This is a genomic window from Citrobacter sp. Marseille-Q6884 (genome assembly GCF_945906775.1).
GTDB lineage: Bacteria > Pseudomonadota > Gammaproteobacteria > Enterobacterales > Enterobacteriaceae > Citrobacter.
Window position 1 is genome coordinate 1,247,585 of sequence record NZ_CAMDRE010000001.1, and the last position, 16,314, is coordinate 1,263,898.

Consider the following 16,314-nt stretch of genomic DNA (forward strand, 5'->3'; position numbering starts at 1 on the left):
ACCCGGAGGCGGATAACATCATTTCTTAGGCTGATGCGCGGTAATCAACGAAGTAATAAGACGATCTTTCTCCTGCCAGAGCGTATTCAGCCACAGCTGGAACCGACGTTTAAACCCTTTATCGTTAACGTAATCGCCGTGCAGTTCCTCTTTAATTGTCTCCAGATTCACTCTCACCACAATACGCGTCAGTTTACCGCTCAGCATATCGTAGAAAGGGCGCTCGCTGTTTTCCGGGTAGCACAGCGTGACATTAAGCAGTTTATCGAACTGCGATCCTAAGACATTTAGCGCCATTGCAATACCGGCCGCTTTTGGTGGCAACAGGTTTTGAAATGGCGAACGGGTTTGCTGGTGTTTCTCTTTTGTAAACCGGGAACCTTCGACAAAATTCACAATAGTTGTCGGATGTGCACGGAATTTCTCACAAGAAAGACGTGTGGTTTCCACGTCTTTACCGCGTCGTTCCGGGTGACGGAGCAAATAGCCTCGCGAATAGCGCTTCATAAATGGCATATCCAGCGCCCAGCATGCGAGGCCGATAAAGGGCACCCAGGCCAACTGCTGTTTGAGGAAATATTTATTCGCGGGGATGTGCTTACGAAACAGAACGCAAAGCACAACGATATCGGCCCAGCTGTAGTGATTACAGATGAGAAGATACCAGTTTTTCTTGCTAAGACCTTCCAGTCCTTCGACGTCCCACTTCAGTCGCGGGTTAAGGTGCAGGAGTAGCGCCAGACCTTCACACCAGCAGTACATCATGAAATTACAGAAGACGGATACCTTGCGCCAGACGATGGGAATGGGCAAAAGGAGTTTGATAACCCCGGCAAGGATGATCGGCACAGAACAAAAAATCGTGACCAATATGGTCAATACGATACTCAGCAACAGCGTTATCGCAGCGAGTATTCTCGTCATAATTAAATTATTCAACGGTTAGCCATAAACAGTGCGCTAAAGAGGCGCAAGGGGCTGATTCTATCAGAAAACGAAGCAAATGATGGATCTTCACTGAATAGAAAAAAAGGGAATATCTATCCACATCCCGATATATACAGAAAACAGAATATAAAAAATCCGATATCAATATAACTTAATGAAAAATAGGTAAAAATATTATGATTCATACATTATTTTGCTGTATCTAAAGGGCTGAAAATTATTTATTCACAAAGTTATCCACAACGCACTTTGCGAACAACCCAGAAGATCTGCAAAAGTTTTTCGACAAATGCGGTGAAAAACTCATGTTTTCATCCTGTCTGTGGCATCCTTTACCCATAATCTGATAAACAGGCACGGACATTATGGTTCAGATCCCAGAAAACCCACTTATCCTTGTAGACGGTTCATCTTACCTGTATCGCGCATACCATGCGTTTCCGCCGCTGACTAACAGTGCGGGAGAACCTACGGGAGCGATGTACGGCGTCCTCAACATGCTGCGTAGCTTGATTCTGCAATACCAGCCAACGCATGCGGCAGTGGTCTTCGACGCTAAGGGTAAAACCTTCCGTGATGAATTATTCGAACACTACAAGTCACACCGTCCGCCCATGCCGGACGATCTGCGTGCGCAGATTGAGCCTCTGCATGCGATGGTAAAAGCGATGGGATTGCCGCTGCTGGCGGTATCCGGTGTGGAAGCGGACGATGTTATCGGTACGCTGGCGCGTGAAGCGGAAAAAGTGGGGCGTCCGGTACTGATTAGCACCGGTGATAAAGACATGGCCCAACTGGTCACGCCCAATATTACCCTCATCAACACCATGACCAACACGATCCTCGGGCCGGATGAGGTGGTGAACAAGTATGGCGTTCCTCCGGAACTGATTATCGATTTCCTGGCGCTGATGGGTGACTCCTCCGATAACATTCCAGGCGTTCCGGGGGTAGGTGAAAAAACCGCTCAGGCGCTGCTTCAGGGGCTGGGCGGGCTGGACACGCTCTATGCTGAATCAGACAAAATAGCCGGGCTGACATTCCGTGGCGCAAAAACCATGGCCGGTAAGCTCGAGCAGAATAAAGAGGTGGCGTACCTTTCTTATAAGCTGGCTACCATCAAAACGGATGTTGAGCTGGAGTTAACCTGTGAACAGCTGGAAGTGCAGCAACCCGCAGCAGACGAACTGCTAGGTCTGTTTAAACAGTATGAGTTTAAGCGCTGGGTCGCTGACGTTGAAGCCGGTAAATGGTTGCAGGCGAAAGGGGCAAAACCCGCGGCAAAATCGAAGGAAACAATAGTTATAGATGAAACCCCCGAGGAACCTGCAACGGTTCTCTCGTACGATAACTATGTGACGATTCTCGACGAAGCGACGCTGGAAGCGTGGATTGCGAAGCTGAAAAAAGCACCGGTCTTTGCTTTCGATACTGAAACGGACAGCCTGGACAACATCTCTGCAAATCTGGTCGGCCTCTCCTTTGCCATCGAACCGGGTGTTGCGGCCTATGTTCCTGTTGCTCATGACTATCTGGATGCTCCCGATCAGATCTCCCGCGACCGCGCGCTGGCGCTATTGAAGCCGCTGTTGGAAGATGAAAAAGCGCATAAAGTCGGGCAAAACCTGAAGTACGATCGCGGCATACTGGCGAATTACGATATTGAACTGCGCGGTATCGTCTTTGATACCATGCTTGAATCCTATACGCTCAACAGCGTTGCCGGGCGACACGATATGGACAGCCTGTCCGATCGCTGGCTGAAACATAAAACCATCACTTTTGAAGAGATCGCCGGTAAAGGTAAAAACCAACTGACCTTCAACCAGATTGCACTGGAAGAAGCCGGGCGCTATGCCGCAGAAGATGCCGACGTTACGCTGCAACTGCATCTGAAAATGTGGCCGGAATTGCAAAAGCACAAAGGACCACTCAACGTCTTCGAAAATATCGATATGCCGCTGGTTCCGGTGCTGTCTCGTGTCGAACGCAACGGTGTGAAAATCGATCCTGCAGTACTGCATAAGCACTCAGAAGAATTGACGAAGCGTTTGAATGAACTGGAGAAAAAAGCGCACGAGATCGCCGGGGAAGCCTTTAACCTCTCTTCGACTAAGCAGTTACAAACCATTCTGTTTGAAAAGCAGGGTATAAAACCGCTGAAGAAAACGCCTGGTGGGGCACCGTCAACGTCAGAGGAAGTCCTGGAAGAGTTAGCGCTGGATTATCCGTTACCGAAGGTGATTCTGGAACATCGTGGGTTAGCGAAACTGAAATCGACCTACACGGATAAACTTCCGCTGATGATCAATCCGAAAACCGGGCGCGTACATACCTCTTATCATCAGGCTGTTACGGCAACTGGACGTTTATCATCTACCGATCCTAACCTGCAAAACATCCCGGTGCGTAACGAAGAAGGTCGTCGTATTCGCCAGGCGTTCATTGCACCAGAAGATTATGTGATCGTCTCGGCGGACTACTCGCAAATCGAACTGCGCATTATGGCGCACCTTTCTCGTGACAAGGGCTTGCTGACCGCCTTTGCCGAAGGAAAAGACATTCACCGTGCAACGGCTGCGGAAGTTTTTGGCCTGCCACTCGACTCGGTGACCAGTGAGCAGCGTCGTAGCGCGAAAGCCATTAACTTTGGTCTGATCTACGGGATGAGCGCCTTTGGCCTTGCGCGTCAGTTGAATATTCCGCGCAAAGAAGCACAGAAGTACATGGATCTCTATTTCGAACGCTATCCTGGCGTGCTGGAATATATGGAACGCACACGTGCACAGGCAAAAGAGCAAGGGTACGTTGAAACGCTCGAAGGGCGTCGACTCTATTTACCGGATATTAAGTCCAGTAATGGTGCTCGTCGTGCCGGTGCTGAACGCGCAGCGATTAACGCCCCGATGCAAGGTACCGCAGCAGATATTATTAAGCGCGCTATGATAGCCGTAGACGGATGGCTGCAGACCGAGCAACCTCGCGTACGTATGATCATGCAGGTACACGATGAACTGGTCTTTGAAGTGCACAAAGATGATCTGGAAAGCGTATCGAAAAAGATCCATCAATTGATGGAGAACGGGACGCGTATTGATGTGCCGTTGCTGGTTGAAGTCGGTAGCGGTGAAAACTGGGATCAAGCGCACTAAGCGTTAGCTGAATAACACGCTCTTTTCGTAACTAAGCAACATAAGTGAGAATTTTTTGTGATATCCATTAGAATTCCCTATGTCGGGAGTGAAAAAAAATTACAAAAAATACTTTCTGAGTTGCTCAAAAAAGAGTAAAGTTATTCGCGTAGGGTACAGAGGTAAGATGTTCTATCTTTCAGACCTTTTACTTCACGTAATCGGATTTGGCTGAATATTTTAGCCGCCCCAGTCAGTAATGACTGGGGCGTTTTTTATTGTGCGCAAGAAACGTGTTGTCCATACTATAAACCGGACAAGACGCGCAGCGCCTCCATCCGGCATATCATTGGGTTATTCCCCGTCCTGCATCTCTTCAACTGGCGCCAGTTCGCTAAACCAGGTATCCAGCTTCTGACGCAGCTTATCTACGCCCAGCTTCTTCAGCGATGAAAAGGCTTCTACCTGCACATCACCATTAAACGCCAGTACGGCTTCACGTACCATATTCAACTGTGCTTTACGTGCGCCGCTGGCCAGTTTGTCCGCTTTGGTCAGTAATACCAGAACCTGCACGTTGCTTTCTACGGCCCACAGGATCATCTGCTGGTCGAGATCTTTTAACGGGTGGCGAATATCCATCAGAACGACTAAACCTTGCAGGCTCTGACGTTTCTCAAGGTATTCAGCCAACGCGCGTTGCCATTTACGCTTCATCTCTTCCGGGACTTCTGCGTAACCGTATCCCGGCAGGTCAACCAGGCGTTTACCGTCAACGACTTCAAACAGGTTGATGAGCTGAGTACGGCCGGGCGTTTTAGAGGTACGCGCCAGGCTTTTTTGATTCGTCAGGGTATTCAGTGCACTGGATTTGCCTGCGTTGGAACGGCCAGCGAAAGCCACTTCGATTCCCGTATCGGAAGGTAAATGGCGAATGTCAGGCGCACTCATTACAAAGTGCGTCTGTTGATAATTCAAATTAGTCAAAGCGGTCGTCTCCATCAATCAAGGCTTTGCAGCGATTATACCTGAACACCAGCAAAAGGCTGATTTTTCGGCACGCGGGTTGTGTAAGTAAAAAACCAGCGCGTTGTGAGACATTGCCGATAGTGTTTATGAGAAATAACAGAAGGAATAATATCCTAAAGCAATAAAATCATATAATTACGAGTAGGCATTATTCTGAATAAGCAAAAATGCTACGCAGGTTACTTGTGAGTTTAACCCAAAAGGGTAAAGTAGCGCCCATAGCGAGGATGCTGGCAGGACATACGACTCAGGATGAGGGTCAGGAGCGCCAGGAGGCGAAGACGCAGGATTGTCAGGAAGACAAACGTCTGGAGACGTTAGTAAAGGGAAATGGAACTGACAAGGAATGTTTCAGGCTAAGGGAAAAACAGGGTGTGTTGATGGCCGACAGGGATTGTAGAGCCCATTAAGGGCGGAGAGTCAGGAAAAAAGGCGGCAGATTACTCTGTCGCCTTTTTTCTTTGCTTGCTTTCTGCTAGATTCCGCCGCAAATGTATACTGAATAAAAACAGCCAAAGACGAATTATGATGAAACCAACTTCTACACCACGCGGTAAAGGCCCAACTAAAGCACGCCGTAAAACGCGTGAAGAAATTAACCAGGAAGCCCGCGACCGCAAACGTCAGAAAAAACACCGCGGCCATGCGGCGGGCAGTCGTGCGACCGGTAGCGAAGGCTCATCAGGCGGTGGGAACACGTCTAAGCAGAAAGATCCTCGTATTGGCAGTAAAAACCCTATTCCATTAGGCGTGACCGAAAAAGTCACCAAACAGCATAAACCGAAGAGTGAGAAACCTATGCTTTCACCGCAGGCTGAGTTGGATTTACTGGAAACAGATGAGCGCCTGGATGCGCTGCTGGAACGTCTTGAAGCGGGAGAAACGCTGAGCGCTGAAGATCAGAGCTGGGTAGATGCTAAGCTGGATCGCATCGATGAGCTGATGCAAAAGCTGGGGCTCTCGTATGATGACGATGAAGAAGAGGAAGAAGAGGACGAGAAGCAGGAAGATCTGATGCGCCTGCTGAAGGGTGGCAATTAACGGTTTTACACCGTGGGCCTTCCCGTCCTGCTTATAACCCTTCCGGTTATATGTTATCTGGTGTGGTTATTCGTTAAACTACAGCGATTGTCGCGGCGACAAAAGTGGCTGCGCAGCCGGCTTATCACCCGCGGTGGGGTTAAGCCGGTACGCCGTACCCGCCAGAAACGCCATCGGAAGGAGTGAGCATGTCTGAGCAGCTAATTGACTGGGACCTGGCCCTGATCCAGAAATATAACTATTCCGGGCCACGATACACGTCGTACCCGACCGCGCTGGAGTTTTCCGAAGACTATGGCGCTGAGGCATTTTCACAAGCCGTTGCGCGTTATCCTGAGCGTCCCCTCTCTTTGTACGTCCACATTCCGTTCTGCCACAAACTGTGCTACTTCTGCGGCTGCAACAAGATTGTGACGCGTCAGCAGCACAAAGCCGATCAATATCTCGATGTATTAGAACAAGAAATTATTCATCGCGCACCGCTGTTTGCGGGACGGAACGTGAGTCAGCTGCACTGGGGCGGCGGCACGCCAACTTACCTGAATAAGGCGCAAATCAGTCGGTTAATGACGCTGCTTCGTGAGAACTTCACGTTTAACGCAGATGCCGAAATCTCGATCGAAGTGGATCCCCGTGAAATTGAGCTGGATGTTCTCGATCATTTACGTGCTGAAGGCTTTAACCGTCTGAGCATGGGGGTGCAGGACTTCAATAAAGAGGTTCAGCGGCTGGTAAACCGTGAGCAGGATGAGGAATTTATCTTCGCGTTGCTCAATCATGCGCGTGAGATAGGCTTTACATCGACGAACATCGACCTGATTTACGGCCTGCCAAAACAGACACCAGAAAGCTTCGCGTTCACCCTGAAGCGCGTTGCTGAGCTTAATCCCGACCGCCTGAGCGTCTTTAACTATGCGCACTTGCCGACGCTGTTTGCCGCTCAGCGCAAGATCAAAGATGCCGACCTGCCCAGCGCGCAACAAAAGCTGGATATTCTGCAAGAGACCATCTCTTCACTGACCGAAACAGGCTATCAGTTTATCGGGATGGATCACTTTGCCCGCCCGGATGACGAGCTGGCGATTGCTCAGCGCGAGGGTGTTCTGCATCGTAATTTCCAGGGCTATACCACCCAGGGTGATACCGATCTGCTGGGGATGGGCGTGTCTGCCATCAGTATGATTGGCGATCACTACGCACAGAACCAGAAAGAGCTAAAGCACTATTACCAGCAGGTTGATGAGCAGGGGAATGCGTTATGGCGTGGTATCGCACTTACCCGTGATGACTGCATTCGTCGTGATGTGATTAAGTTCCTGATCTGCAATTTCCGCCTTGACTACGCTACCGTGGAAAAGCAATGGGATCTGAATTTTGCGCAGTATTTTGCTGAAGATTTAGCGCTATTGTCGCCACTGGCGAAAGATGGGCTGGTGGACATGGATGAGAAGGGGATTCAGGTCACGCCGAAAGGTCGCCTGCTGATCCGTAACATTTGCATGTGCTTTGATGCGTATTTGCGCCAGAAAGCGCGGATGCAGCAATTCTCGCGGGTGATTTAGCAACGTTGCCCGGTGGCGAAACCGCTTACCGGGCATACACGTCGCGACAGCCTGCAGGCCGGATACACGTTGACGCTATCCGGCACACTCTCAGCTAAACAGTCCAACCAGCGCCGCACACAGTACTGCAGCAACTGCAGTTTGTGGTGTATGGCTTTCGACTGAACCGCTCGACAGCAGGTTAATAATTGATTCCAGCATGATGACTCCCCCCGTTTGCCGGGCACGATCATACTTAACTCATCGGAACAGTAAAGCGCAAAATAGCAGCAATTTGCGCTCAATTATCAATCTTTACACAGTGACGAATCGTCACTCCATACCGAGTTCTTTTAATTTGCGCGTCAGGGTGTTACGCCCCCATCCGAGCAAGCGCGCCGCTTCTTGTTTATGGCCCTGAGTATGGCGCAGTGCGGTGGTTAACAGCGTACGCTCCATCTCGGGTTGCGCTTCAGAAAGCAGGTTTTGATGACCGGAGCGTAATGCCCGGTCGGCCCACTGCGCCAGCAAGGTTGCCCAGCTGTCTGGTTGCATGTGTGAAGGCGTATCTGGCACGGTGGCTTCAAACAGTTCGCTCGGTAAGTCCTGAATCAGTACTTCCTGACCCGCGGCCATCACCGTTAACCAACGGCAGGTGTTTTCAAGTTGACGCACGTTTCCCGGCCAGGCCAGACGAGTGAGAGCGGCTTCGGTTTCGGGGTGTAGTTGCTTAGCTTCAACACCCAGCTCACGTGCGGCGTCCTGCAGAAAATGACGCGCCAGGCGAGGGATATCTTCACGACGTTCTCGCAGCGGCGGTAAATGCACGCGAATGACATTCAGACGGTGGAATAAATCCTCTCGGAATTTACCTTCCTGAACGCGCAGTTCCAGATTCTGGTGGGTGGCGGCGATGATACGCACATCCACTTTCACAGGCGCATAGCCGCCAACACGATAAAATTGTCCGTCGGCTAAGACGCGTAATAACCGCGTTTGCACGTCCAGCGGCATATCACCAATTTCATCTAAAAACAGCGTGCCGCCATCCGCCTGTTCGAAGCGCCCCTGGCGAATCGTATTTGCGCCGGTGAACGCCCCTTTTTCGTGGCCAAACAATTCAGATTCGATCAAATCCTTCGGGATAGCCGCCATATTAAGCGCGATAAAAGGTGCTTTGACGCGAGGGCTGTGACGGTGCAGAGCGTGGGCGACCAGCTCTTTACCGGTCCCGGATTCACCGTTGATTAATACGCTGATTGAAGAACGGGAAAGCCGGCCAATAATGCGAAAGACATCCTGCATCGCAGGTGCTTCACCAATGATATCGGTGGTCGGGCCGTTGATCTGCACATTACGCGGCTGTTGCTGTTCCTGATAATGGCTGATGGCACGCTCTACCAGTGCAACCGCCTCATCGATATCAAACGGCTTAGGCAGATAATCGAAGGCCCCTTGCTGATAGGCGCTGACGGCGGCGTCCAGATCGGAGTGTGCCGTCATTATGATGACCGGAAGCATTGGATGGCGCTGTTTAATCTGTTTTAACAGCGTCAGACCGTCCATACCCGGCATACGGATATCCGATAACAGGACGTCAGGCGTTTTACTGGCAAGCGCGTCCAGCACCTCTTTACCGCTTTCAAATGTCGTGCAGCTAAGTCCTGCCCCTGCGAGCGCACGTTCAAGCACCCAACGGATGGAACTATCGTCATCAACTACCCAGACTATTCCTCGTTGCATAAACGTCACCTCTATTTCCTGATAGGCAGGTAAACCGAGAACTCGGTATGACCCGGCCAGCTGGTAAATTCAATTTTGCCGGAATGTTGATCGATCAAATTACGGGCGATGGATAATCCGAGCCCGGTACCGCCTTCGCGGCCGCTAACCATGGGGTAGAACAGCGTATCCTGCAAATGAGAAGGAATACCCGGACCGTTGTCCTCCACGTCAATACGCGCGGCCAGGCGATAACGCATGCCGTGCAGCGTGAGCTGGAAAGCGGTACGGGTGCGCAGAATAATTTCGCCGCCTTCCGGTCCCAGCGCTTGTAGAGCATTGCGCACAATATTCAGCAGAACCTGCTCTATCTGGTCGGGATCGTGCAACAGTTCTGGCAGACTTGGATCGTAATCACGAATCAGCGTCACGTTTTCCGGTAGCTCCATGGACACCAGCGCGACCACGCGCTCCGCCACTTTGTGAATACTTTCTGTGACGTGCATACCTGGCTGTTGCGGACCCAGCAAACGATCGACCAGATTACGTAACCGGTCTGCCTGCTCAATAATGACTTTGGTGTACTCCGTCAGTGCCGGATCCGGGAGCGCTTTGCTGAGAAGCTGCGCGGCGCCACGTAGCCCACCCAGCGGGTTTTTTATTTCGTGCGCCAGACCGCGAACCAGATCGCGGGCAGCAATTTGTTGAGCATGCTGGAGTTGCTCCTGACTCAAACGACGCTGGTTATCCATTGGCGCCATCTCGAGCAAGATAAGGCCATCAGGAAGTCGCTGTGCGGTCACAGAGAGAATATGTGAGTGGCTGTCTATCACCAGCGTCACTTCGTTGTCCGTAAAGCCCTGTCCGGCTTCAAGGCTTTCGCGCATCAGTCCGATGTTTAATGAGAAGTAACTCAGCAACTCAGGCAGCGGCGTGCCAAACAGTTTACGGGAACTCTGGGCCAGCAATTGTTGTGCCGCAGGGTTGGCGTAATGCACCGCCAGCTCATCATCGACCAGTAAAATGCTGTTGATTAACGAATTGAGGATCTGCCCAGCATCGGGCAGCGTGCCGGTTGCCATTCAGCAGTCTCCTGAAAAAGGTTGCACCAATTTAGTGCATTATAGCTTTTTACACAGAAAAAGCGCGAAGGATCAAGTTGTTGGTGGAGAAAAAAGCCCATCGTGTGATGGGCTAAAAGTTCCACGGCAACTAAAAAACTCCTGACGCCTTTCATGCCGCTGCTGCGTTGGCTACCTTTGCTCACCCCAGTCACATAACGATCTATGCGCCATGGGGATTTGCTCAGTTGCCGCCTTGCCGCAACGTGAAATGCGTCGGATTTTTAAGATACGATTAAACGCTGTAGTACAGCTCAAACTCTACCGGGTGCGGCGTCATGCGCACGCGGTCATCTTCTTCGCGACGCAGCGCAATGTACGCATCAATCGCTTCGTTGGTGAACACGCCGCCTGCAGTCAGGAACTCGCGGTCCAGATCCAGTTCTTTCAGTGCTTCTTCCAGAGAGCCAGCAACCTGTGGGATCTCTTTCGCTTCTTCCGGCGGCAGGTCATACAGGTTTTTATCCATGGCTTCGCCCGGGTGGATCTTGTTCTTAATACCGTCAAGACCCGCCATCAGCAGCGCTGCGAAGCACAGGTACGGGTTAGCAGCCGGGTCCGGGAAACGCACTTCGATACGGCGTGCTTTCGGAGAAGCAACCACCGGAATACGGATGGATGCAGAACGGTTACGGGCAGAGTAAGCCAGCATTACCGGTGCTTCGTAACCCGGGACCAGACGCTTGTAGGAGTTGGTGGTCGGGTTTGCCAGGGCGTTGATGGCTTTCGCGTGTTTGATGACGCCGCCGATGTAGTACAGCGCCTGCTCAGACAGACCGGCATATTTATCGCCAGAGAACAGGTTTACGCCGTTCTTGGACAGAGACATGTGGCAGTGCATACCGGAACCGTTATCGCCAAACATCGGTTTTGGCATAAAGGTCGCCGTTTTACCGAAACGGTGTGCAACGTTGTGAACCACATATTTATAAATCTGAATTTCGTCCGCTTTTTTGGTCATGGTGTTAAAGCGGGTCGCGATTTCGTTCTGACCGGCAGTCGCCACTTCGTGGTGATGCGCTTCAACAACCAGGCCCATCTCTTCCATGATCAGACACATGGTAGAACGGATATCCTGAGAGGAATCTACCGGAGGAACCGGGAAGTAACCGCCTTTCACGCCTGGACGGTGACCTTTGTTACCACCTTCGTATTTGGTGGAGGAGTTCCATGCGCCTTCGATGTCATCGATAGCCACGTGGGAACCAGAAATAGATGCGCCGAAACGGATGTCATCAAACAGGAAGAATTCTGGCTCTGGCCCGAACAGAACGGTGTCTGCGATGCCGGTAGCGCGCAGGTATTCTTCAGCACGTTTAGCGATGGAGCGCGGGTCGCGGTCGTAGCCCTGCAGCGTACCCGGTTCCAGGATATCGCAACGGATGATCAGAGTAGACTCTTCAAAGAACGGGTCAATGAGCGCGGTGGAAGCATCTGGCATCAGCACCATGTCTGATTCGTTAATGCCTTTCCAGCCACCGATTGAGGAGCCGTCAAACATTTTGCCTTCTTCAAAGAATTCGGCATTTACCTGATGAGCAGGAATAGTGACGTGCTGTTCTTTACCTTTAGTATCAGTGAAGCGCAAATCAACAAACTTCACTTCGTGTTCGTTCAGCATCGTCAAAACGTGTTCAGCGGACATACTTACTCTCCCGGATTGGTCATTGTCGTCGTGGTAACGAAGTCTACAATTCTGCAAAAAATTGGCCGTGTCGCCGTAAAAATTATAAAGCGAAATCTGTGCCAACTTTTAAATTGCCCCTAAAAGGCGTTATCATGCGCACCATCGTGCAAAAGGGCTGCACCATGATCGCTGTGTTGCACCAATATAGTGCTTTAATGTGAACATTAAGCACCATGTTGGTGCAATTGACATAAAGTAACCCTTTTAACGCTCCGTGAATGTGATCACAAAGAAACTCTGCAATACTTGTTTGCGGAGGATGTTTGTGATCCTGTTTTGTACTGCGATTAATCCGTGTACAATAACGCGCTATTTCTAAAATGCCTGAGGCAAAGTTGTGATCGAAAATTTGCGTAACATCGCCATCATCGCGCACGTAGACCATGGTAAAACGACCCTGGTAGACAAGCTGCTCCAACAATCCGGTACGTTCGATGCACGTGCTGAAACCCAAGAGCGCGTGATGGACTCCAACGATTTGGAGAAAGAGCGTGGGATTACCATCCTCGCTAAAAACACCGCTATCAAATGGAATGACTACCGTATCAACATCGTTGATACCCCGGGGCACGCCGACTTCGGTGGTGAAGTTGAACGTGTAATGTCCATGGTCGACTCCGTGCTGCTGGTGGTGGATGCAATGGACGGTCCGATGCCGCAGACGCGCTTCGTGACCAAAAAAGCCTTTGCCCACGGTCTGAAGCCAATTGTTGTTATCAACAAAGTTGACCGTCCTGGCGCGCGTCCTGACTGGGTTGTTGACCAGGTATTCGACCTGTTCGTTAACCTCGACGCAACTGACGAACAGCTGGACTTCCCGATCGTTTACGCTTCCGCGCTGAACGGTATCGCAGGTCTGGATCACGAAGATATGGCAGAAGACATGACTCCGCTGTATCAGACCATCGTTGATCGTGTACCAGCACCGAACGTTGATCTCGACGGCCCGCTGCAGATGCAGATCTCCCAGCTGGATTACAACAACTATGTTGGTGTTATCGGCATCGGTCGTATCAAACGCGGTAAAGTGAAACCGAACCAGCAGATCACTATCATTGATAGCGAAGGCAAAACCCGTAACGGTAAAGTCGGTAAAGTTCTGACCCACCTGGGTCTGGAACGTATTGAGAGTGATATTGCTGAAGCGGGCGATATCATCGCGATCACCGGTCTGGGCGAGCTGAACATCTCCGACACCATCTGCGATACGCAGAATGTCGAAGCGCTGCCGGCACTCTCCGTTGATGAACCGACCGTAACCATGTTCTTCTGCGTAAACACCTCTCCGTTCTGTGGTAAAGAAGGTAAATATGTTACCTCTCGTCAGATCCTTGACCGCCTGAACAAAGAGCTGGTGCACAACGTTGCGCTGCGCGTTGAAGAAACCGAAGATGCGGATGCGTTCCGTGTATCCGGTCGTGGTGAGCTGCACCTGTCTGTTCTGATCGAAAACATGCGTCGTGAAGGTTTCGAAATGGCGGTTTCCCGTCCGAAAGTAATCTTCCGCGAAATCGACGGCCGTAAACAAGAGCCGTTCGAAAACGTAACGCTGGACGTCGAAGAGCAGCACCAGGGTTCTGTCATGCAGGCACTGGGCGAGCGTAAAGGCGACCTGAAAAACATGAATCCAGATGGCAAAGGCCGCGTACGTCTTGACTACGTGATCCCAAGCCGTGGTCTGATCGGCTTCCGTTCAGAATTCATGACCATGACTTCCGGTACGGGTCTGCTGTACTCCACCTTCAGCCACTACGACGACGTTCGTGCGGGTGATGTGGGTCAGCGTCAGAACGGCGTACTGATCTCCAACGGCCAGGGTAAAGCAGTTGCGTTCGCACTGTTCAGCCTGCAGGACCGCGGTAAGCTGTTCCTGGGTCACGGTGCAGAAGTTTACGAAGGCCAGATCATCGGTATTCACAGCCGCTCTAACGACCTGACTGTAAACTGCCTGACCGGTAAGAAACTGACCAACATGCGTGCGTCCGGTACTGACGAAGCAACGGTTCTGGTTCCGCCGGTTAAGATGACTCTGGAGCAAGCTCTGGAATTCATCGATGACGACGAACTGGTAGAAGTGACCCCAACGTCTATCCGTATTCGTAAACGTCACCTGACTGAAAACGATCGTCGCCGTGCAATGCGTGGCGCGAAAGAAGAGTAATTCACACTCTTTATGACAAGACCCTGCCTTACGAGGCGGGGTTTTTTTTGCCTGTCACCGGGTGTCAGCCCCGGTTTATGCTGAATTCTGCCGCGTTCACTCACTTCCCCTCCTGATCCCTGCCATAAGAGAGCTTTGTCACAATTATTTCTAAAGCTCGACGCGTGTGTTTGCTTTCGTTTTCGACGTCAGCGTATGATTAACCATCTGGTTTAAACCAAATGGATTAAACAATGACGAGTAATCAGTCAACCGTTGAAAATGCAAAAGAGAAGTTAGATCGTTGGTTAAAAGATGGGATCACCACGCCAGGCGGAAAACTTCCTTCAGAAAGAGAGCTCGGAGAGCTATTGGGTATCAAGCGTATGACGCTGCGTCAGGCGCTATTAAACCTGGAGTCTGAATCAAAAATCTTTCGTAAAGACCGCAAGGGATGGTTTGTCACGCAGGCTCGCTTTAACTACAGCCCGGAATTATCGGCAAGCTTTCAACGCGCTGCGCTTGAGCAGGGCAGAGAGCCTTCCTGGGGATTTATCGAGAAAAGCCGGGTATCGCATTTCCCTGAAGTTACCGCTCCGTTGGTGTCAGCGACGCCATCTGATGAACTGTATCGGATAACGGGTTGGGGGGCGCTGGAAGGACATAAAGTTTTCTATCATGAAACCTATATCAACCCGAAAGTTGCCCCAGGCTTTATTGAACAGCTTGAAAGCCAGTCATTTTCTTCCGTGTGGGAAAATGAATATAAAAAAGAAACCGTAATTAAAAAGCTGGCTTTTAAACCCATCAGAATGGCGGGTGATATCAGCAAATTTATTGGCGGCTCAACCGGTATGCCCGCGATTCTTATTGAAAAACATCGGGCTGACAACGATGGCAACATCGTGCAAATAGATATTGAGTATTGGCGATTTGAAGCAGTTGATCTCTTCATTAACTTGTAGGTACGTTTATGGTCACTAAAGATAATGCACATAAAATTCTGGCTCGTGTAGATAACCTTCCTTTGTATCTACATGCTTATGCTTATCATCTGAATATGCGTCTTGAACGTATATTACCAAATGATTTACTTGATATTGCCAGTGAAAATAATCTGCGCGGTGTGAAAATCCATGTGCTGGATGGCGAGCGCTTTTCTCTGGAAAATATGGATGACAAGGCGTTGTCAGCATTTGGTGATAAAGCGCGTAAGTTAGAACTTGATGTGCATATTGAAACCAGTTCCTCAGATAAAAAGGCCATTGACCAGGCTGTCGATATTGCACTAAAAACGGGTGCGTCTTCCGTAAGATTTTATCCGCGCTACGAAGGAAACCTTCAGGAAGTTCTCGCGATAATAACCGAAGATATCAAATACGTACGAGATCGTTATCAGGATAGCGGGTTGACCTTCACGTTAGAACAACATGAAGACCTGAAGAGTCATGAGTTAGTCTCGTTAATTCAGAACAGTGGCATGGAGTCACTCTCATTACTCTTTGATTTTGCAAATATGATCAATGCCAACGAGCATCCATTAACGGCATTAGACACCATGTCACCGCACATCACGCAGGTGCATATTAAAGATGCGTTAATCGTTAATGAGAAAGCGGGACTCGGCCATAAAGCCTGTACCTCAGGTCAGGGTGATATGCCATTCAAAGCATTGCTGACCAGGCTTATCTGTTTAGGTGAAGATAAACCACAGGTTATGGCTTACGGCCTGGAAGAAGAAGTTGATTATTATGCGCCGGCATTTCGCTTTGAAAACGAAGGTGATAATCCCTGGATCCCCTGGCGCCAGATGAGTGAAACCCCTCTGCCAGCCCCCGAACTTCTGGAAGAACGTTTGATTAAAGAAAAAAAGGACGCCATCCAACAATTAGAATTTGTACGTAGCGTGCTACAACAAATTAAAAATGAGGCGCATGAAATTCTAAATAATTAA

The 16,314-nt window shown here is 50.3% G+C and carries 13 protein-coding genes; 7 read left to right on the forward strand and 6 right to left on the reverse strand.

Annotation, left to right across the window (positions count from 1 at the left end; translation table 11 throughout):
* Positions 1 to 18: 18 nt before the first annotated feature.
* Entirely contained in the window at positions 19 to 924 is a 906-nt protein-coding gene (locus N7268_RS05975; protein ID WP_198907265.1) for an acyltransferase, read from the reverse strand.
* Positions 925 to 1,313: 389 nt separating this feature from the next.
* Between N7268_RS05975 and polA the strand changes: the two genes are divergently transcribed.
* Positions 1,314 to 4,100, forward strand: coding sequence for a DNA polymerase I (gene polA, locus N7268_RS05980; protein WP_260862109.1), 2,787 nt, complete (start codon positions 1,314 to 1,316; stop codon positions 4,098 to 4,100).
* 333 nt (positions 4,101 to 4,433) lie between these two features.
* Here polA and yihA read toward each other — a convergent pair whose 3' ends face one another.
* On the reverse strand, positions 4,434 to 5,066 hold the full coding sequence (yihA, locus tag N7268_RS05985; protein WP_198907267.1) for a ribosome biogenesis GTP-binding protein YihA/YsxC: 633 nt from the start codon (positions 5,064 to 5,066) through the stop codon (positions 4,434 to 4,436).
* Between the two features lie 227 nt (positions 5,067 to 5,293).
* Between yihA and N7268_RS05990 the strand changes: the two genes are divergently transcribed.
* The 3 genes from N7268_RS05990 (at position 5,294) to hemN (ending at position 7,711) form a co-directional block, all read left to right on the forward strand.
* A complete protein-coding gene (locus N7268_RS05990) occupies positions 5,294 to 5,518 on the forward strand; it encodes a hypothetical protein (protein WP_260862110.1) in 225 nt (74 codons plus the stop codon).
* A gap of 115 nt (positions 5,519 to 5,633) precedes the next feature.
* A complete protein-coding gene (gene yihI / locus N7268_RS05995) occupies positions 5,634 to 6,149 on the forward strand; it encodes a Der GTPase-activating protein YihI (RefSeq protein WP_260862111.1) in 516 nt (171 codons plus the stop codon).
* Positions 6,150 to 6,337: 188 nt separating this feature from the next.
* Positions 6,338 to 7,711 (forward strand): oxygen-independent coproporphyrinogen III oxidase, encoded by a 1,374-nt coding sequence (hemN, locus tag N7268_RS06000; RefSeq protein ID WP_260862112.1) that lies wholly within the window; start codon positions 6,338 to 6,340, stop codon positions 7,709 to 7,711.
* Between the two features lie 90 nt (positions 7,712 to 7,801).
* On the opposite strand, the gene N7268_RS06005 is transcribed toward hemN, so the two are convergent.
* From N7268_RS06005 to glnA, 4 genes are all read right to left on the reverse strand, one after another.
* A complete protein-coding gene (locus N7268_RS06005) occupies positions 7,802 to 7,912 on the reverse strand; it encodes a YshB family small membrane protein (RefSeq protein WP_096758886.1) in 111 nt (36 codons plus the stop codon).
* A gap of 111 nt (positions 7,913 to 8,023) precedes the next feature.
* A complete protein-coding gene (gene glnG, locus N7268_RS06010) occupies positions 8,024 to 9,433 on the reverse strand; it encodes a nitrogen regulation protein NR(I) (protein WP_198907271.1) in 1,410 nt (469 codons plus the stop codon).
* Between the two features lie 11 nt (positions 9,434 to 9,444).
* The gene (gene glnL / locus N7268_RS06015; protein WP_198907272.1) at positions 9,445 to 10,494 is read right to left on the reverse strand and encodes a nitrogen regulation protein NR(II); all 1,050 of its coding nucleotides are present in this window, start codon (positions 10,492 to 10,494) and stop codon (positions 9,445 to 9,447) included.
* 274 nt (positions 10,495 to 10,768) lie between these two features.
* Positions 10,769 to 12,178 (reverse strand): glutamate--ammonia ligase, encoded by a 1,410-nt coding sequence (glnA, locus tag N7268_RS06020; protein ID WP_137381412.1) that lies wholly within the window; start codon positions 12,176 to 12,178, stop codon positions 10,769 to 10,771.
* 379 nt (positions 12,179 to 12,557) lie between these two features.
* Here glnA and typA point away from each other — a divergent pair, with 379 nt between their 5' ends.
* The 3 genes from typA (at position 12,558) to N7268_RS06035 (ending at position 16,314) form a co-directional block, all read left to right on the forward strand.
* On the forward strand, positions 12,558 to 14,381 hold the full coding sequence (typA, locus tag N7268_RS06025; protein WP_198907273.1) for a ribosome-dependent GTPase TypA: 1,824 nt from the start codon (positions 12,558 to 12,560) through the stop codon (positions 14,379 to 14,381).
* Positions 14,382 to 14,614: 233 nt separating this feature from the next.
* On the forward strand, positions 14,615 to 15,325 hold the full coding sequence (locus N7268_RS06030; RefSeq protein ID WP_198907274.1) for a GntR family transcriptional regulator: 711 nt from the start codon (positions 14,615 to 14,617) through the stop codon (positions 15,323 to 15,325).
* Positions 15,326 to 15,333: 8 nt separating this feature from the next.
* Positions 15,334 to 16,314: a sugar phosphate isomerase/epimerase family protein gene (locus tag N7268_RS06035; RefSeq protein ID WP_260862113.1), complete on the forward strand. Its 981-nt coding sequence runs from the start codon at positions 15,334 to 15,336 to the stop codon at positions 16,312 to 16,314.